The 17,887-nt window shown below is 40.5% G+C and carries 19 protein-coding genes; all 19 read right to left on the bottom strand.

All coding sequences use genetic code 11. The features are described 5' to 3' along the window. Nucleotide 1: 1 nt before the first annotated feature. A complete protein-coding gene (gene fliF, locus ACE1TI_RS02235; RefSeq protein WP_375005940.1) occupies nt 2–1,591 on the bottom strand; it encodes a flagellar basal-body MS-ring/collar protein FliF in 1,590 nt (529 codons plus the stop codon). 41 nt (nt 1,592–1,632) lie between these two features. Next, complete coding sequence (gene fliE, locus ACE1TI_RS02230) at nt 1,633–1,947, bottom strand: flagellar hook-basal body complex protein FliE (protein WP_375005939.1); 315 nt, start codon at nt 1,945–1,947, stop codon at nt 1,633–1,635. A gap of 18 nt (nt 1,948–1,965) precedes the next feature. Beyond that, nucleotides 1,966–2,427, bottom strand: coding sequence for a flagellar basal body rod protein FlgC (flgC, locus tag ACE1TI_RS02225; protein ID WP_375005938.1), 462 nt, complete (start codon nt 2,425–2,427; stop codon nt 1,966–1,968). 6 nt (nt 2,428–2,433) lie between these two features. Further along, the gene (flgB, locus tag ACE1TI_RS02220) at nt 2,434–2,829 is read right to left on the bottom strand and encodes a flagellar basal body rod protein FlgB (RefSeq protein ID WP_375005937.1); all 396 of its coding nucleotides are present in this window, start codon (nt 2,827–2,829) and stop codon (nt 2,434–2,436) included. Nucleotides 2,830–3,591: 762 nt separating this feature from the next. Then, nucleotides 3,592–4,374 (bottom strand): GTP-sensing pleiotropic transcriptional regulator CodY, encoded by a 783-nt coding sequence (codY, locus tag ACE1TI_RS02215; RefSeq protein WP_375005936.1) that lies wholly within the window; start codon nt 4,372–4,374, stop codon nt 3,592–3,594. Between the two features lie 22 nt (nt 4,375–4,396). After that, a complete protein-coding gene (gene hslU / locus ACE1TI_RS02210; protein WP_375005935.1) occupies nt 4,397–5,785 on the bottom strand; it encodes an ATP-dependent protease ATPase subunit HslU in 1,389 nt (462 codons plus the stop codon). 36 nt (nt 5,786–5,821) lie between these two features. Continuing rightward, nucleotides 5,822–6,370: an ATP-dependent protease subunit HslV gene (gene hslV, locus ACE1TI_RS02205; protein WP_375005934.1), complete on the bottom strand. Its 549-nt coding sequence runs from the start codon at nt 6,368–6,370 to the stop codon at nt 5,822–5,824. 3 nt (nt 6,371–6,373) lie between these two features. Continuing rightward, nucleotides 6,374–7,300, bottom strand: coding sequence for a tyrosine recombinase XerC (xerC, locus tag ACE1TI_RS02200; protein ID WP_375005933.1), 927 nt, complete (start codon nt 7,298–7,300; stop codon nt 6,374–6,376). Nucleotides 7,301–7,370: 70 nt separating this feature from the next. Continuing rightward, the gene (trmFO, locus tag ACE1TI_RS02195) at nt 7,371–8,675 is read right to left on the bottom strand and encodes an FADH(2)-oxidizing methylenetetrahydrofolate--tRNA-(uracil(54)-C(5))-methyltransferase TrmFO (protein ID WP_375005932.1); all 1,305 of its coding nucleotides are present in this window, start codon (nt 8,673–8,675) and stop codon (nt 7,371–7,373) included. Between the two features lie 88 nt (nt 8,676–8,763). Beyond that, nucleotides 8,764–10,836, bottom strand: coding sequence for a type I DNA topoisomerase (gene topA / locus ACE1TI_RS02190; RefSeq protein WP_375005931.1), 2,073 nt, complete (start codon nt 10,834–10,836; stop codon nt 8,764–8,766). 374 nt (nt 10,837–11,210) lie between these two features. Continuing rightward, nucleotides 11,211–12,140 (bottom strand): DNA-processing protein DprA, encoded by a 930-nt coding sequence (gene dprA / locus ACE1TI_RS02185; RefSeq protein ID WP_375005930.1) that lies wholly within the window; start codon nt 12,138–12,140, stop codon nt 11,211–11,213. 30 nt (nt 12,141–12,170) lie between these two features. After that, on the bottom strand, nt 12,171–13,082 hold the full coding sequence (gene sucD / locus ACE1TI_RS02180; RefSeq protein ID WP_375005929.1) for a succinate--CoA ligase subunit alpha: 912 nt from the start codon (nt 13,080–13,082) through the stop codon (nt 12,171–12,173). A 19-nt stretch (nt 13,083–13,101) separates the two neighbouring features. After that, nucleotides 13,102–14,262, bottom strand: a complete 1,161-nt coding sequence (gene sucC / locus ACE1TI_RS02175; protein WP_375005928.1) for an ADP-forming succinate--CoA ligase subunit beta — start codon at nt 14,260–14,262, stop codon at nt 13,102–13,104. Nucleotides 14,263–15,617: 1,355 nt separating this feature from the next. Continuing rightward, complete coding sequence (locus tag ACE1TI_RS02170) at nt 15,618–15,797, bottom strand: hypothetical protein (RefSeq protein WP_375005927.1); 180 nt, start codon at nt 15,795–15,797, stop codon at nt 15,618–15,620. 43 nt (nt 15,798–15,840) lie between these two features. Further along, nucleotides 15,841–16,116, bottom strand: a complete 276-nt coding sequence (locus ACE1TI_RS02165) for an EscU/YscU/HrcU family type III secretion system export apparatus switch protein (RefSeq protein WP_375005926.1) — start codon at nt 16,114–16,116, stop codon at nt 15,841–15,843. A gap of 88 nt (nt 16,117–16,204) precedes the next feature. Then, nucleotides 16,205–16,372, bottom strand: a complete 168-nt coding sequence (locus ACE1TI_RS02160) for a hypothetical protein (protein ID WP_375005925.1) — start codon at nt 16,370–16,372, stop codon at nt 16,205–16,207. Between the two features lie 240 nt (nt 16,373–16,612). Next, nucleotides 16,613–16,750 carry a hypothetical protein gene (locus ACE1TI_RS02155; RefSeq protein WP_375005924.1) on the bottom strand — a complete coding sequence of 46 codons (138 nt, stop codon included), beginning with the start codon at nt 16,748–16,750 and terminating at the stop codon, nt 16,613–16,615. A gap of 25 nt (nt 16,751–16,775) precedes the next feature. Then, complete coding sequence (locus tag ACE1TI_RS02150; protein ID WP_375005923.1) at nt 16,776–17,615, bottom strand: hypothetical protein; 840 nt, start codon at nt 17,613–17,615, stop codon at nt 16,776–16,778. 49 nt (nt 17,616–17,664) lie between these two features. Beyond that, a complete protein-coding gene (locus ACE1TI_RS02145) occupies nt 17,665–17,835 on the bottom strand; it encodes a hypothetical protein (RefSeq protein WP_375005922.1) in 171 nt (56 codons plus the stop codon). Nucleotides 17,836–17,887 lie beyond the last annotated feature (52 nt).

Raw genomic sequence — 17,887 nt, 5'->3', positions numbered from 1 at the left:
CCTAATCATCGGACAGCCAGGTCCGTAATAATTTTGAAAATTCTTCTGGTTTGTCCTTTGCAAGCTTTTCCAGCTGTTTTCGTCTTGTTGTCTGTTCTGAATCTTCACCTTCTGGTAAATTAGGGACTTCTTCTTCTGCAGTCATCTGCTCCATATAAAAATCGTCTTCTTCTGTGTCTTTTCTTCTTCTAAGCAGAAGAATAAGCAGTACAATTACTGCAGCAGCCATAACCCCTGCCAAAATATACATCCATAACGGAATCGATGTACCTTCTTCAGAATCAAGAACTATTTTCCCAGCAAATTCTTGAGCCGATACGAAGATCTTGTCATTAATCTGATCTTCTGTAACTTCATCTAAGTATGAGTCATCAATACTAGTGCTGACCACCGTGCTTAAAATTTGTTCGATGTCATTAATGCTTTCCGGGGCTAATGAATCAGGATCTTCCGGGTCAGGCGGTTCTACCATAACCTGAATGCCTAAATCTCGAATTTTATAAGGGCTTTCGACAATTTCCCGGTGAATTCGATTCACTTCATGGTTAATTCTGTCTTCGGTTCGTTCATAATCACCATCTCCTGCTGCGAAGCCAGCAGGGTAATTGGCTACGCCTTCCTCTCCAGCTCCTGGGACGCCGCCTTCTTCTGGGAAAGCACCTTCATACGTTTCTGTAATCCGTTCGGCACTGATTTCAATGCCTTCCATATTTTCTTCGTCTACGGGCTCCACCAAAGCTTCTTCTCGATTTTCTTGAGTAAAATCAATATCTGTTGTTACTGAAACGACTACTTTGTCAGGGCCCATTATAGTGCCAAGCATTTGCTGGATCTGAGACTGTATATCTTTTTCAATATCGTCTTGAATGCTTCGCTGCTCCTCATAGGCGTTTAATGTCGAATGAGAGGAATCTTGATTTTCGTAATCAAAATGCTCAAACCTTTCATTCATGATGACGATATTATCTACAGATAGATCTGGCACACTTTTAGAAACCAGGTGATATAATGCTTTCACCTGAACCTGGTCCATGCTGCTTCTTCCGCCGGTATCAATAACAACAGAGGCAGAAGCTCCTTCATCTTCTTCAGCTACCCATGTTGATTCTTGAGGGAGCGTGATCATGACATTTGCCCCATCTACCCCTTCTATGTTCTGTATGAGACCTTCAAGCTCGGTCTGCATAGCAGCACGCTCCAACACATCAAATTCATTATCTGTCATTCCAAAGCCCATCTGATCTTCAATAAATGTATAATCAATCGAACCGCTTTCGGGAATGCCTTCTGATGCTAGTTCAACTTTTAAAGCATCCACTTGTGTTTCCGGTACTTGAATCGTTAAGCCATCATCTATTAATTGAGATGGCACGCCTCTAGTGTCAAGAGTTTCCTTAATCTGGCCGGTTTCTTCCGGTGAAAGATCTGAATATAAAGGGGCATAATTAGTACGGGTTCCAAAAAAGACAGTTAAAAATATAACGAGAAGAAAAAGTATAATAAATCCGATGATCAGAGTTTTCTGCCCCTTTGTTCGATTGCGCCAATATTCCATTGTCTTATTTTTAATTGTGATAAACTTCTCTTTCATGGGTCCTCCCGACTGCTGAACTCAAAACCAGGTATGCACTATCAAACTTGCATCCGCATAATCTCCCGGTAGGCTTCTAATGCTTTATTTCTTATTTCTACTGTTGTTTGAAGTGATACACTTGCTTTTTCCGCTGTAACCATCACTTCATGTAGATCTTCCACTTCTCCGCTCGCAAGCTTAGATGTCATTTCATCTGAATCTAACAGTGATTCGTTCATATCCGAAAGCGCCTTATTTAATGCATTTTTAAAATTTTCCTGCACCTCTGCAGGTGTTTTTTGATTCTCACTTGTTCGCAATGGTTCTTGGTTTAATGTATTGGCATATGAAGAGTTTATTAGATGATTACTCATAGGCTAACCTCCCTGTTTTTATTGCCCTCTTCCGATTTCCAGAGCTTTCAGCATCATATTTTTGGAAGCATTCATACTGGTAATGTTTGCTTCATAGGAACGGGTTGCGCTCATCATGTTGACCATTTCTTTTAAGGGATCAACATTTGGCATTTCAACAAAGCCATCCTCATCTGCCTCTGGATGATCGGGCTCGTATACCTGTTTAAATGGCGATTGATCCTCAATAATTCCATCTATTTTCACGCCCTCTCCGGCTGTTGAAGAACTTTTCGCTTTTGCCTGCTGTAAAAAAGAAGAAAACTCTGATTGATTAGGAGACATACTGACCATTTTCCTACGGTAAGGCTCCCATTCTCCGTCGACGAGTCGGCCTCTGGTAGAATCTGCATTAGCTAAATTAGATGAAGTAACATCCATGCGCAGCCTTTGTGCTGTAAGGGCAGAAGATGAAGCATTAATACCATTAAAAATCCCCATACTGTTTTATCCACCTCTCACCGCTGTTTTTAAACTGTTGAACTTTCCACTTAACCGATCTATGAGTGCATTATAATAGATTTGATTTTTTGCAAGATTCGACATTTCTTTGTCAATGTCGACGTTATTTCCATTATGGTTGTACATTGTCGAATTATCCTCGCTTACATACGCCGCCTCCTGCTGACTACCAAATGGAAGATGTTTATTATTCATGCGATTTGCTTGAAGTTGCTGGTTTTGAATGGCTTCATTAAGGGTATGCTGAAAGTGAGAACGTTTAGCCTTATAGTTAGGTGTGTCGATATTCGCAATGTTTTGCGATATTGCTTTTTGTTCTAGAGCAGCACCTTTCATCCCGTTCTCCAGGTTTTGAAAATTACTAGAATCAAATAATCCCAAATTTGTATCCTCCTCTCCCCTTTTGTGCGACTTTAGACATTAAACTTTAGTCGTTGATACTAAATATGTATTACATTTGGGCAGTTACTTCCTAATTCTACAAATATTTAGCCATTACTACCCAAATTGTATAAAAATATGCGACATTTGTCTAACCTTGTCTAAACACTTTTTTAATTTATTAACATAGTACTACCCTGAAATTTTCATAAATACTAATTCTTTTTAACTATATAGTTCTGTTGAACTAATTGTATTTTCATTGTTTTTGGCAAGGTTCATTCTATTGTTCTATAAAGATACCCCTTGATTATCTATCATAACGATTAGGAGTACTCTCTATTCGTAATGTTCACAAAAAATTTTAATAGGTCTTTCTTCTTGTATTTTCTTCTTTTTTATTTAAAAAACCCTAGTAGTATTAAAAATTGAGCTATTTAAAAGTCCTTGGATAGTAAACAGCCGATCGCATTTATTTTCACAACCGGCTGTTTTGCTTGATTTTCTCTTTTCATTACAGGCGGTGCCTATTTAGCCTTATTTAGAAAGTTGGCAGTGGTGTATATGTGATTCTTTTTCAACCCGGTCTGTCGCATTTCCTCTCTTCCTCCAACTTCGGTCTTCAAACCAAATCCTTGGTTATACGTTCCATCTTTCTTCCTCTACTTCTGTGTGCCAAGAGCCTTCCTGAATTACCATCGGGTGTTAAGAAAAAAAGGTTGTCTCTACTTCAGAGACAACCCGTTTTTCTTCATATTTTATTCAGCCGCTTGTTTTTATTTTTTCAAGTTCATAAAGGAATTTATCATTAAGTACCTTAATGTATGTTCCTTTCATTCCTAGAGAACGAGATTCTATAACCCCGGCACTTTCCAGTTTTCTTAGTGCGTTTACGATAACAGATCTCGTAATGCCTACACGGTCAGCAATTTTACTAGCTACTAATAATCCTTCTTTTCCTTCCAGCTCTTCGAAAATATGCTCCACTGCTTCTAATTCGCTGTAGGAAAGAGAGCTGATCGCCATTTGAACAACTGCTTTACTTCTTGCTTCCTCTTCAATTTCCTGCGTTTTTTCATGCAGGATTTCCATTCCAACAACGGTAGCGCCATACTCTGCTAGAATGAGATCATCATTATCGAAGGAATCATTCAGCCTTGCTAGAACGAGAGTTCCTAGGCGCTGTCCTCCCCCAATAATCGGTACTACTGTCGTTAAACCGGAACTGAAAAGCTCTTTGCTTTCTACAGGAAATGCAGTATATTCACTTTCAATACTTAGATTAGGAGATGTTTCTTCGATTTTAAACAATCCGGAAGTGTATTCTTCTGGAAACTGTCTTTCTTCTAGCATTTTTTTCATTCGGTCGTTTTCAATTTCTTGTTTAATTGCATAACCAAGTAACTTTCCTCTACGGCTCACTACGAACACATTCGCAGAAATAACATCACGTAACGTTTCAGCCATATCCTTGAAATTCACGTGATCTCCTGCAGTTTTTTGAAGCATGTCATTGATTTTTCGGCTTTTTGATAATAAATCCATTTTTATGTCTCCTCCTGTTTCCTTATAAAATATATCGGCTCATGTCTCGATTTTTTGCAATGGTTGCTAACTTTTCTTCTACATATTCTGGGGTGATTGTTATCTTTTCCATGGTGATATCAGGTGCTTCAAATGAAAGATCCTCGAGCAGCCGCTCTAATAATGTGTGAAGCCTGCGTGCTCCGATGTTTTCTGTATGCTGGTTGACGTCTTCAGCAATTTCAGCGATTTTATGCACAGCATCGTCAGAAAATTCCACATTTATACCTTCCGTTTGCAATAAAGCTTCATATTGCTTTAATAAGGCCTGGTCCGGCTCTTTTAATATTTGTTTAAATTCTTCAGGCCCAAGGCTGTTAAGCTCTACTCGTATCGGAAACCGCCCCTGCAGTTCTGGAATTAAATCTGACGGTTTAGACATGTGAAACGCTCCAGCCGCTATAAATAAAATATGATCTGTCTTGACAGGGCCGTGCTTTGTCGTAATCGTAGATCCTTCGACAATCGGCAGGATATCGCGCTGCACTCCTTCTCTTGATACATCCGCACTGTTTTGCTGTTTCCCTGTTACTTTGTCGATTTCATCTATAAAAATGATACCCAACTGCTCTGCTTTTGAAACAGCCAGTTGTCCCACTTCATCCATATCTATTAGTTTTTGCGCTTCTTGTTCCGTTAGTACTTTCCTTGCATCTTTCACAGGAAGTCTGCGCTTTTTTTTCTTTTTGGGCATCATATTGCCGAGCATTTCCTGCATATTCATACCCATCTGCTCCATACCTGAGCCTTGGAACATATCCATCATATTAGCCGCTTGCTCTTCCACCTCAATCGTTACCAAATGATCCTCAAGCTCACCAAGAGCAAGCTGATGTTCCATTTGTCTTCGTTTTTGGGCAAGGTTTTGATCTTCTTGCGGCTGCTCCTCTTCGTCGTGATTTTGCTGCTGAAAAATCATCTCAAATGGGTTTTTATAATTTTGCTGTTTCTTTCTTTCCGGGACAAGCAGCTTAACCAGTTTTTTGTTCGCTTCTCTTTCTGCTTCTTTTTGGACGTCCTGCATTTTTTCTTCTTTTACAAGACGTACAGATGTATCAACCAGGTCACGCACCATGGATTCTACATCACGTCCGACATAACCGACTTCTGTGAATTTTGTCGCTTCTACTTTTGTAAATGGCGCACCTGTTAATTTTGCAAGTCGTCTTGCAATCTCTGTTTTACCGACACCTGTAGGACCTATCATCAAAATATTTTTCGGCGTGATTTCCTCTCGAAGGCTTTCATCTAATTTACTGCGCCGGTATCTATTGCGAAGAGCAACAGCAACAGATCTTTTTGCTTCTTTCTGCCCGATAATGTATTGATCAAGCTTCTCTACAATTTGTTTAGGCGTAAGCGGGGTTTCCATTTTTTGCAATCCCCTTTCTGAAAAATAAATTTAAAGTTATTCGGAAAGCTCTTCTACAACAAGCTGGTCATTTGTATACACACAAATATCACCCGCTGTTTTTAATGAAGCTTCTGCTATTTCTTTCGCTTCAAGGTGGCTTGCATGTTGTTTAAGAGCTCTGCCAGCAGCAAGGGCATAATTGCCTCCCGAACCAATTGCAATAATGCCGTCATCAGGTTCAATAACTTCGCCGGTTCCTGCTACTAGCAGAAGGGTATCTTTATTCATGACCACCAGCATTGCTTCGAGCCTGCGCAGCATTTTGTCGCTTCGCCATTCTTTGGCAAGCTCAACAGCAGCTCTTTGCAGATTACCGTTCCATTGTTCAAGCTTGCCCTCGAACATATCAAACAACGTAAATGCATCAGCAACTGAGCCTGCAAAACCGGCCAGCACTTGATTGTTATAAATCTTTCTGACCTTTTTTGCGGTATGCTTCATGACGACCGCCTGCCCGAATGTGACCTGTCCGTCACCTGCCATAGCCCCTTTTCCATTATGGCGCACCGCAAATATCGTCGTTGCGTGAAAGGATGTATCCAATCGTCATCCACCTTTCTTCTCTGCCCGCGGGTGGGCATATTCATAGACTGTTTTTAATCGATCTTTTGTCACATGTGTATATAACTGGGTAGTTGATAAATGCTCATGCCCTAATAAATCCTGCACACTGCGCAGATCTGCTCCATTGTTCAGCAAGTGGGTGGCAAAAGTATGCCGCAGATCATGAGGAGAAATGTGCAGCGTTTGTGAAACTGTTTTTACCCGTTTGTTTACCATGTAATATACGCCTCGTTCCGTCAAAGGACCGCCTCTATTATTTAAAAACAAAGCATTCGGCCGGCCGTCTTTATTCTTTTGAAGAAGCTTTTTTCTCGCATGAGATATATAATATTCAATTGCTTCTATAGCAAAGCTTCCAACTGGAACATAGCGCTCTTTCCGACCTTTTCCTTTCACAAGTAAAGTTCCTAAATCTTTATCAATGTCCTCTGTTTTTACACGGCAGCATTCGCTTACCCGCATCCCTGTTGCATATAAAAGTTCAAACACTGCCAGGTCACGTTGGTCAAGATCTTTTGTAATATCAAAGGATTCGAATAGATGGATTAATTCTTCTTCATACAAAAATCGAGGCAGTTTCGTTTCCTTTTTTGGCATGCTGGCTGACAAAAAAGGATTTATTTCCATATAGCCTTCTCTTTTTAGAAACTTGTAAAACGTACGAAGAGCAGATATTTTTCTGGCTGCGGTCGCACGTTTATAATTTTTTTCATATAAACGGCTGAAAAAAACCCGTGCTGTCTGCGTACCTGCTTCCACAGGGCTTACCAACCCTTCTGAATGCAGAAATTCATAAAAATCTAAAATATCGTTCTCATATGCATGCAACGTTAAATCAGAAGCGTTTTTTTCTACTTGTAAGTACCTTTTAAAACCGCTTAAATAATACGCAAATGTTTTTTCCGCCATTTCTTGGTCATCCTTTGCACAAAAGCTACTAAATTTTATCATAGTCGCAAAGAGCAGGCAAGGGAATTAATTATCTTTTCATAAAATTCTGAATGGACCCCAGTGCCCGTTCTGCTAACTGTTCATTTCTTTCTTTTTTATTTTTAATTTTTTTGTCAAGTTTCGGCAGCAGACCGAAGTTCGCATTCATTGGCTGGAAATTGTCCGGGTTTGCTGTTGTTATATATTGGGCTAGGCTGCCGATAACTGTATCCTGAGGAAGCACTTCGGGTTCTTTGCTTTCGCTTAAAAGAGCAGCATTTCTTCCAGCAATAAGTCCGGCTGCTGCTGACTCTACATAGCCTTCGACTCCGGTAATCTGGCCGGCAAAAAACAAATCATCTCTCTTTTTAAATTGATACGTTGGATGAAGCAGCTTTGGTGAATTAATAAAGGTGTTGCGGTGCATCACCCCGTATCTTACAATCTCTGCGTTTTCCAACCCTGGAATCATTCGTATTACTTCTTTTTGAGGACCCCATTTTAAGTGCGTTTGGAAACCAACAATATTATACAACGTACCCGCCTGATTATCCTGCCGAAGCTGTACGACTGCAAAAGGGCGCTCTCCTGTCTCCGGATGTTCTAGTCCGACTGGTTTCATCGGTCCAAATAACAAGGTCTTCTTCCCACGGGCTGCCATAACTTCTAAAGGCATGCAGCCTTCAAAAAATATTTCTTTTTCAAATTCCTTTAACGGCACGGTTTCTGCAGACGTCAATGCCTCATAAAAACGATTAAATTCTTCTTCTGTCATCGGGCAGTTGATATACGCTGCTTCTCCTTTGTCATAACGCGATTTCACATATGCTCTGTCCATATCAATGCTGTCTGTTTCAATGATTGGGGCTGCTGCATCATAAAAATACAGGTACTCTTCCCCGCTTAATTCTTTAATTTGTTTTGACAAACCTTCTGTCGTCAAAGGCCCCGTTGCAATAATCGTAGGTCCCTCAGGTATTTCCTGAATATCTTCCTGATGAACGGTGACATTTTCATGACCTTTTACAAGATCTGTTACTTTGGCGGCAAATTCGTGCCGGTCTACCGCCAATGCTCCGCCGGCTGGTACCGAACATTCATCTGCCGCGCGGATGATAACAGAATCCATTTGACGCATTTCTTCCTTTAATACACCAACTGCATTTGTTAAACTGTTTCCTCTTAAAGAGTTGCTGCATACAAGTTCTGCAAATTTATCTGTATGATGAGCAGGGGTTTGTTTATTTGGTCTCATTTCATAGAGATTGACTTGTACTCCTCTTTTTGCAAGCTGCCAGGCAGCCTCACTGCCGGCTAAACCTGCCCCAATTACATTTACTTTCTCTGTAGTCATACGTCTATTCCTCCTCGAAAGTTTCACGACCGGACATAGGAAAACCCCCTTTTGAAAAGAAAGGGGATCTGCCTTTTTATTGTTATTGTTAGTTTGGTTCTTCTTTATAGTCGCATTCGGTGCATTGTACAGTTACACCTTTCTTCGTTTTCTTTTCCACTAAAAGTGATTCGCATTTTGGGCAAGGACGGGCGATCGGTTTGTCCCAGGAAACAAAGTCACATTCCGGATAGCGGTCGCATCCAAAAAATTTACGCTGCTTCTTGCTCTTTCGCTCCACAATATTTCCTTCTTTACATTTTGGACATTTTACACCAATCTCTTTAACAATTGCTTTTGTGTTACGGCAGTCCGGAAAGTTGGAACAGGCCATGAATTTTCCGTAGCGGCCCATCTTATAAACCATTGGGCTTCCGCACTTTTCACAATCCTCACCAGCCGGCTCATCACGGATCTCCACTTCTTTCATTTCATCTTCGGCAACTTTCAGCCTTTTTTCAAAACCATGGTAAAACTCATCAATGATCTGAATCCAATTCTGACGCCCTTCTTCAATATAGTCAAGGTCGTTTTCCATTTTTGCAGTGAATTCAACGTCCAGAATTTCCGGGAAAAACTCCACGATAAGGTCAAGGACGATCTCTCCAAGTTCGGTCGGAACAAAACGTTTATCTTCTAAAGCTACATAGTTTCTTCTTTGTATTGTATCAAGGGTAGGTGCATAGGTAGACGGACGGCCTATTCCCATTTCTTCCATTGTTTTTACGAGACGTGCTTCTGTGTAACGAGGAGGCGGCTGAGTAAAATGCTGGTTTTCATTCAGCTCCTCCTTTTGTACTATTTCCCCTTCTTTTAAATCAGGAAGGAATTTATCCTGCTCCATTTTCCCGTCGTCTCTGCCTTCTATATATACTTTCATAAAGCCCGGGAACTTCACTTTGGAGCCGTTTGCACGAAATGTCACACCGCCGTTTTCTATGTCTACAGACATAGTATCCATGACAGCAGGGGCCATCTCACTTGCCACCAGCCGTTCCCAAATCAATTTATACAGCCTGTATTGGTCACGGCTTAAATATTGCTTAATGGTTTTAGGGTCTTTTTCTACGGTAGTAGGACGTATAGCTTCATGAGCGTCCTGCGCATTATTGCTATTTTTCGCTTCTCTTTTCCCTTTTCTCGTGTACTCGCTGCCGTATTTTTCTTCAATGTATACTTTTGCACCCTCTTTTGCTGTATTGGAAATACGAGTGGAGTCTGTTCTCATGTAGGTTATTAAACCGACCGTTCCTTCATTGCCAATATCAATGCCTTCATATAGCTGCTGGGCAATCATCATTGTCTTTCTAGCTCGAAAGTTTAACTTCCGGGCCGCTTCCTGCTGCAGAGATGAAGTGGTAAACGGCTGAACAGGGTTTCTTTTTCGTTCTTTTTTTGTAACCTTTTGAATGGTGAAGTCCTTTCCTTTTAATCTAGAAAGAACATCCTCCACATCTTCTTTAGAACGAATGTCTTTCTTTTTTCCGTCGATTCCATAAAATTTGGCTTCAAAGGAATCATCCCCTCGTATAAAAGAGCCATCAATGCTCCAGTATTCTTCCGGGACAAAGTCTTTGATTTCTTTTTCGCGGTCTATGATCATTTTAACCGCAATCGATTGTACACGTCCGGCGCTTAGACCTTTTTTTACTTTTTTCCACAATAACGGACTAATATTGTAACCTACCAGACGGTCTAAAATTCGCCTTGCTTGCTGGGCATCCACTAAATCCATATTAATCGGTCTTGGTTCTTTAAAAGCATCTTTTATCGCACTTTTTGTAATTTCATTAAAAACAACCCTGCATTTTGAATTTTCATCTATCCCCAGGCTGTAAGCCAAATGCCAGGCAATAGCTTCCCCTTCTCTATCAGGGTCTGCTGCGAGATAAACTTTTTTCACTTTTTTCGCAGCTGCCTTTAATTCCTTTAATACCGGGCCTTTTCCGCGAATAGTTATATATTTAGGGTCATAATTATTTTCTGTATCTACTCCCATTTGACTTTTCGGTAAATCCCGAACGTGTCCCATAGAAGCTTTTACAGCATACTTCTTCCCAAGATACTTACCGATCGTTTTTGCTTTAGCGGGAGATTCAACGATTACTAAATAATCTGCCATATCTCTTGTTTCCTCCCCCTTTTTAAACTTAAGAAATTTTAAATATTATCAACCAGTTTAAGGTACTTTGTCAAATTGTATACATCATCAAAATAAATTTACAAACCTTTTGTGTCGTTTACCTCATACTTCTAATACTCCGCTAAAAGTTAAAATCGCATCGATTTTGGGAAACAAATCACAATTATTTTTTCACAGTTTATGTGCCCTGTCTACCCAAAATGTCTATGTTTCTCTTATTATCTCTATTTTATTTAGAAACCCTCAGATTGTCACCCAGTCCTTATGGCAAATCTCAGAGTTATACTTATACTCTTTCTATAGAAAAATAATTATTAACAGTGTAAAAATTCATAGGCTTTGCTTCCTTTTTTTCACCAGCGTTCATGCCATAAATCATTGCTGCTGAGAACCGGGGCAGCTCCTTCTGCGAGCAATTGATTAGTACCTTTAGACATAGTGGAAAAAATAGATCCAGGAAGTACCCTTACTTCCTTTCCCTGCTCAAGCGCCTGGTAGGCAGTAATGAGAGATCCGCTTCGCTCTCCGGCTTCGGACAGGAACGTTATATCTGACAATGCACTTATTATACGATTTCGCATGGGAAACTGCCATTTTCTCGGAGGGACAGCTGGAGAGTACTCACTAATCAAAAGGTTCTGCTTAGCTATTTCTGAGGCAACAGGATAGTTTTCACGAGGATAAATATGTTGAAATCCAGAGCCCAACACAGCTATTGTTGCTCCCTTGTGCCCAAGAGCGATCCTGTGGGCTAAAGTGTCAGTACCTCTGGCTAAACCGCTTACGATAGTTACTTTCTTATTAATAAGAGGTGGAAGTAAATGGTGGAGAGCTTTTTCTCCATATTGGGTGGGAGTTCGTGTGCCAACTACAGAAAGACTTAAAGGAGAGTGAAACAAGGAAAGGTTTCCTTTTGTGTACAATACCCAGGGAGGATCATAGATATGAGTCAATCTGTCCGGGTATGCTTTGTCAAAAGGGGTGATGATATGAATTCCTAGTTTTTTATAACCTGCCAATTTTCCTGTTGGAGAATGGGTTTGTAAATACCGGTGTAAAAGAGAAGCTTGAGAAGATGAGATCTGTAAAAAAGAAGATAGGTCAGAAGCATTCCATTGAAAAGGAATAGTTAGGGAAGGATCAGCTTGATAAAAAGACTGCAGCCTTTTCCAATGAATGAAAGGGGCTTCGTGCAGATGAAGAAGTTTTTCTTTAAAAGTAACCGTTTTTATCATTCCTTTCTTACGTGAATAAATAGAAGGAAAGGAAAGGACAGGATACATTCCCTGTCCCTTCACTTATAACTTCATTATTTATTGTGGATCGTGGGTTTTGCATTTTTCATAGATGCCGTTATCTTTCAAGGAAGAAATAAGGGTTTCCCCAATTACTGCAGGTGTATCAGCTACACTTACACCGCATTTTTCAAGCGTAGAAATTTTCTCATCGGCAGTACCTTTTCCGCCTGAAATAATTGCGCCTGCATGTCCCATTCTTTTCCCTGGTGGTGCTGTACGACCGCCGATAAAGCCAACTACCGGCTTTTTCATGTTAGCCTTAATCCACTCTGCTGCTTCTTCCTCTGCAGTTCCGCCGATTTCACCAATCATAATAACAGCTTCGGTATCATCGTCATCATTGAACGCCTTTAATACATCAATAAAGTCTGTACCATTTACAGGGTCACCACCGATACCTACAGCTGTAGACTGGCCGATGCCTGCTGTGGAAAGCTGATGCACCGCTTCATAGGTAAGTGTTCCAGAGCGCGAAACCACTCCCACATGGCCTTTTTTATGAATATAACCAGGCATGATGCCGATTTTACATTCTTCCGGTGTGATAACACCCGGGCAGTTTGGTCCAACAAGACGAGTTTTCTTGCCTTCCATAAAGCGTTTCACTTTTAACATATCGATAACAGGAATACCTTCTGTGATACAAATAGCCAGATCCATTTCTGCGTCTACCGCTTCCATAATTGCGTCAGCGGCAAAAGCAGGCGGCACGTAAATAACAGAGGCGTTAGCACCTGTTTCTTTCACTGCGTCTGTTACTGTATCAAATACAGGAATGCCTTCTACTTCAGTCCCGCCTTTACCAGGCGTTACACCGCCGACAATCTGCGTGCCGTATTCGACGGCCTGCTGGGTATGGAATAAACCAGTAGAACCGGTGATTCCCTGTACAATCACCTTTGTATCTTTATTAATAAAGATGCTCATTTGTCTTCGTCCCGCCTTTCTATTTCACTAGAGATACAATTTTTTGTGCCCCATCTGCCATAGAATCAGCAGCTGTAATATTTAGTCCGGACTGTTCTAGAATTTCTTTGCCTCGTCCTACGTTTGTACCTTCAAGGCGCACAACAAGCGGAATTTCAAGGCCGATTTGCTTTGTCGCTTCTACAACGCCTTCCGCGATGACATCACATTTCATTATTCCTCCAAAGATGTTGACATAAATGCCTTTAACATGTTCATCGGAAAGAATAATTTTGAAGGCTTCTGTTACTTTTTCTGCAGTAGCGCCGCCGCCTACGTCTAAGAAGTTGGCAGGATCGCCATTATAATGTTTGATAATATCCATTGTTGCCATCGCCAAACCGGCGCCGTTAACCATGCAGCCGATGTTGCCGTCAAGAGCGATATAGCTCAAATCATATTTTGATGCTTCGATTTCTTTTGGATCTTCTTCATCTAGATCTCTAAATTCTAAAACATCTTTTTGACGGTACAATGCATTGGAGTCAAAATTCAACTTGGCATCAAGCGCCATAACATTGCCGTCCCCTGTAGTAACAAGCGGATTAATTTCTGCAATAGAGCAGTCTTTTTCCGTAAATACTTTGTACAGTCCAAGCATAAACTTCACAGCTTGTCCTACAAGTTCTTTCGGGATATTGATGTTAAATGCGAGACGGCGTGCTTGGTAGCCTTGCATACCAACAGCAGGATCAATATATTCCCGGAAGATTTTCTCAGGGTTTTTTTCGGCTACTTCTTCGATCTCGGTACCGCCTTCTTCAGATGCCATCATGACGACTCTAGAAGTAGCACGGTCGAGTACAAGCCCTACGTAATACTCTTTTTTGATATCGCAGCCTTCCTCAATAAGTAAACGCTTAACTTCTTTGCCTTCAGGGCCTGTTTGATGCGTTACAAGTGTTTTACCAAGAATCTCATCAGCATATGTACGTACTTCATCAAGGTTCTTGGCAACCTTTACACCGCCAGCTTTCCCACGGCCGCCAGCGTGAATCTGAGCTTTTACAACACTAACGTCAGATCCGAGTTCTTTTGCAGCTTCGACAGCTTCCTTAACAGAAAAAGCTACTTTTCCGTTTGGTACGGATACACCGTACTCTCTGAGGAGCTCTTTTCCTTGATACTCATGAATATTCATGTTCTCTCCATCCTCCTAACGATTCGATACGAATACCCTGCAGTATATTCTGCGGGCAAGGATCGGGTGGAATCATTGGCTTGTGTTGCGGCCATTGTTTCGCACACACCAATTATCGTATAAAAAAACCGCGACAAATTCAACAATTCGTCAAAAAGTTTATGAAAATCTTTAAACTTTATTATAAATTTTTCCTAATTTTATAGTTTTCTTCATCAAAAAACGCTCTTATATCCAATTTTTGGAATAAGGGCGTATCAAAAGTTATCTGGTTGTGGAAGACGGCGGGTCGGTATATAAACGTCCATCTTTTCCAATTCTTCTTTCGAAGACTTTTCTGTTAGAGACGAAACGAGAAACATAGAAACAATCGAAAGCGGAAAAGTTATTAAAATCTCGGAATTAGCTCCCCAAGCCACCAGTGTGACATTTAAGATGGTGATGTTATAGCTCCACGGTAAAAAAAAATAAAGGCGTGCAGAAACATTCCTATCAAAAACAAGCTTTCACCTTTTGGAAGAGAGTACCATTGGTTCTTTTTATTCATACCGCACCGCCTCCTTTGTTTGGAATTGTTTACAAAGCTTTTGCCATTTTCTTTTGTTAAGAAACTGCAGCAAAAAAAGCAAACTGAAAACGTGGATGAGACGTTATTTTCCACGGAGCACCTGAACAAGGTTGTACAAAAGTATAGAATAATTTTTACACCTGTAATTATCTCTCTATTATGTTTGATAGACAAATCCGCGATAGCTTCCGCTGGAATAGCTGTATCTAGCAATGATAAAAATATGCGGGTAATAGGGTCAGTAGAAACGTTTATACAAGTAATAGCAATACTTGAGATTCTAAAACCCTCTGTTCCATGGCGGGGATCATAGACCGATGAGGAGGTTTGTTTTTAATACAGTAAGCTGTGTTTTATGTTTTATTTTTTAAAAATTTCAGGAAATAACTGCTCTACTTTCGCTGGCTCTATCCCTGCATAAGCTTCCCATTTATTTTTGTAATATATAATGATAGCAAATAATACCAGCTCCTTTTAAACTTTTATTTAGGCTGTGAAGTTTCGTTTCTCGTTTCCATTAAAATTTCTTCTTTCCATTTTTTTCTAGTTTATTGGTCGGCGTTCTCGGTAAATCGTTTGTGAAACGGGCCTGGGAATTTTTCATTGATCCACTCTTTTATTTCACTTGACTCGGGAAAAACTGCTAAAACAGCTACCCCAATTATTAATTATATTATGAACTTTCCTAATTTAAAACACGTTATCTATTATTTACATGATTTACCATTCATGCACACACGCTAAAAACAGCTGTCTCTAGTATTACAAGAAACAGCTGCTTTTCAAACTAATTATCATTATCTTCATTGTCATCTGACTCATTTTTATGTTTTTTCCACCATTTTCCTATAGAAGCAAGAGCTTTTAGTTCTGCAAGGTTTCTAAAAAATCCTAGTTCATGTCCTGCTTCTTCCATGTACTGCCCATTTCTTGCCCGTTTCACCATTAATTTTCTTTCATCGCTCATTCTAATACTCCTTTTTGTATTAGAATGGCCTGAATATGGCTTTTCAATTCGTATGCTGGTCGACTCGATACAAAAACGCAAACACTTCGGCTACGACTTCATAAAGATCGGGAGGAATGGTCTGGTTCATTTCAAGCTGTGAAAGCAGTTCAACTAGCGAAGGATCTTCTTGAATCGCAATATTATTATCTTTCGCTCTTTTTATAATCTCATCTGCAATGTATCCTCTTCCTTTCGCTTTTACGACAGGAGCTGATTGAGAATGCGGCTGAAAACCAAGAGCCACTGCTGATTTTCGTTCATTATTTTCATGTTTCATATCCGGACATCCACTCCTTCCAATCCGGTATATGGCTGATATGCTTCTACATTTTTGTTCGGTGCATTTTCTTTCATCTGATTCCAATTTAAGAGCTCAGTGTATAATCATACTCTTCTAACTTTTCTTTTAAGAAAGGCTGCAGCAGTTCCATTAACAATGAAAGCTTTTCTTTTTCATTAAATATATTGACCGTGACGTATCGGTTTTGAATATGTACGTCAGCGATTGTTTCCCCAAGGCGCTCCATTTCCAAATAAAAAAGAATTCGGCAATGATCAGGATGAAGTTCTCCATTTTCCTGCTTTTTACCTTCCCACTGTAGGGTTAAATCCGTGTAATGCTTCCCGAGGACTAACGGAAGCTGTACAGCGACTTGCTGGAGGGGGCCTTGCTGTTCTTGTGCTAAGAGCTGCTGTCCGGTTAATCTGTTTAGTAAAGCCTCAGCACTGTCTCTTACGGAAGGTGGAAGTTGAGAAAGGTGCAGAAGCAGCGCTTATTTTAATTGATCAGCCGAGTTCTCACTGTTTGCTGATACAAAAGTTGTACTGCTGCTCTTTTGCCCCAGGAAAGATTCATGCTGCAGACCAAGCTGCAGCAGCAGTTTAGAAAGCTGATTCGCTACTGGTGACATTTCTGCACTACCTGCTTTTTCATTATTAAACGAGCCTTGCAAAATGACAGTAAATGCTTACCTTTTCTCGGGAAGATAGAACCATTTCCTGCATTCCTTGAATTTCTTTTGAAATATCGCCGCTTTTAACCTCCGTTTTTGTTTGTCCAGCCGCTTGCTGAAACAAAGCAACCACCTGCTTTTTCTGCTGCAGACCAGCTTCTCCTTCAGCTAATGCCAAACGGCTCATTAATGTTTTAAACAACTCTTTTGGCTCCATATTAGAAAGTAAAACAGGACCTCCTTCGCTAATACCTGGCCATAATTGCTGAAGAACTGAACGATTATTCGGATGAAGTATAGTATCTTTAAAAAATTGCAGCCAAGATTCAGAACCAAAATCTTCTGGCATGAAGCTTAATTTCTGGATCAATGAAGCTGCTCCATCTTGTACAGAGGAAGGGACATTGGATGAAACGGATAACCGAAGCAGCTGCAGCACCTGCTCCCCTTTAACTGAGCTGCTCATTGCTCCCATTTCTATAGCTTTTGCAAGGTTTTTTTGTAACACAGCACCTGCTTCTTTTTCTGAAGCTGTGCTGGTCGCCGTTTGATCAAGTGCATTCGAGAGCTCCTGTATGTGTGAAGATAGAGAAGGACCGTTTACCGCCTGAAAAAGGGCTTGAAATGTTTGCTGCGTCAGAGGCAGCTGCTTTTGGTTCATCATCTGGAGAAGCTGGACTCCTTCTTGATTCAATGCGCCGGCACTTTTAAGGATGGCTCCTCCTTGTGCAATCATACTTTTTGAAAAAGACATCTGTTCTGTCAGCAGCATGCGAAGCATTGTATAATGCAGTTTGTTATCTGAAAGACCTAATGCTTTCAAAATCTTAGAGACTTCTGTTTGGCCGGTATGGTTTGTTAAAGACGGCTGATTAGCGTGCAGTCACATTCATCGTTCCTAGACGAAGGGCTGCGGTTTGATTTGGAAATAATTTTAGTACTTTTCCTTCAAATACCTGACCTGGCTTTAATTGAAGCATATTTCCACTGTTACGCTGTGTTTTTGTTACCGCAGCAGGTAATATCATTTCTGGTCGTACCATGAGGGAGCATTCCTCCCAACATTTACTTTTATAATTTTAAAAGCAGTCTGTT

The organism is Alteribacillus sp. JSM 102045, assembly GCF_041949975.1.
In the GTDB taxonomy this organism is placed as follows: domain Bacteria; phylum Bacillota; class Bacilli; order Bacillales; family Marinococcaceae; genus Alteribacillus.
The sequence above is the reverse complement of the archived record's forward strand: the minus strand, read 5'-3'. Positions and strand labels throughout refer to the sequence as shown.

Coding starts and splice junctions, on each gene's coding strand:
- trmFO (WP_375005932.1), bottom strand. CDS start 8,675: ATGACTACAGAGAAAGTAAATGTAATTGGGGCAGGTTTAGCCGGCAGT.
- fliE (WP_375005939.1), bottom strand. CDS start 1,947: ATGAGTAATCATCTAATAAACTCTTCATATGCCAATACATTAAACCAA.
- codY (WP_375005936.1), bottom strand. CDS start 4,374: ATGGATTTATTATCAAAAAGCCGAAAAATCAATGACATGCTTCAAAAA.
- ACE1TI_RS02165 (WP_375005926.1), bottom strand. CDS start 16,116: ATGAAACATGAAAATAATGAACGAAAATCAGCAGTGGCTCTTGGTTTT.
- xerC (WP_375005933.1), bottom strand. CDS start 7,300: ATGGCGGAAAAAACATTTGCGTATTATTTAAGCGGTTTTAAAAGGTAC.
- dprA (WP_375005930.1), bottom strand. CDS start 12,140: ATGTATCCTGTCCTTTCCTTTCCTTCTATTTATTCACGTAAGAAAGGA.
- sucD (WP_375005929.1), bottom strand. CDS start 13,082: ATGAGCATCTTTATTAATAAAGATACAAAGGTGATTGTACAGGGAATC.
- ACE1TI_RS02170 (WP_375005927.1), bottom strand. CDS start 15,797: ATGAGCGATGAAAGAAAATTAATGGTGAAACGGGCAAGAAATGGGCAG.
- fliF (WP_375005940.1), bottom strand. CDS start 1,591: ATGAAAGAGAAGTTTATCACAATTAAAAATAAGACAATGGAATATTGG.
- hslU (WP_375005935.1), bottom strand. CDS start 5,785: ATGGAAACCCCGCTTACGCCTAAACAAATTGTAGAGAAGCTTGATCAA.
- ACE1TI_RS02145 (WP_375005922.1), bottom strand. CDS start 17,835: ATGGTACGACCAGAAATGATATTACCTGCTGCGGTAACAAAAACACAG.
- sucC (WP_375005928.1), bottom strand. CDS start 14,262: ATGAATATTCATGAGTATCAAGGAAAAGAGCTCCTCAGAGAGTACGGT.
- topA (WP_375005931.1), bottom strand. CDS start 10,836: ATGGCAGATTATTTAGTAATCGTTGAATCTCCCGCTAAAGCAAAAACG.
- ACE1TI_RS02155 (WP_375005924.1), bottom strand. CDS start 16,750: ATGTCACCAGTAGCGAATCAGCTTTCTAAACTGCTGCTGCAGCTTGGT.
- flgC (WP_375005938.1), bottom strand. CDS start 2,427: ATGGGGATTTTTAATGGTATTAATGCTTCATCTTCTGCCCTTACAGCA.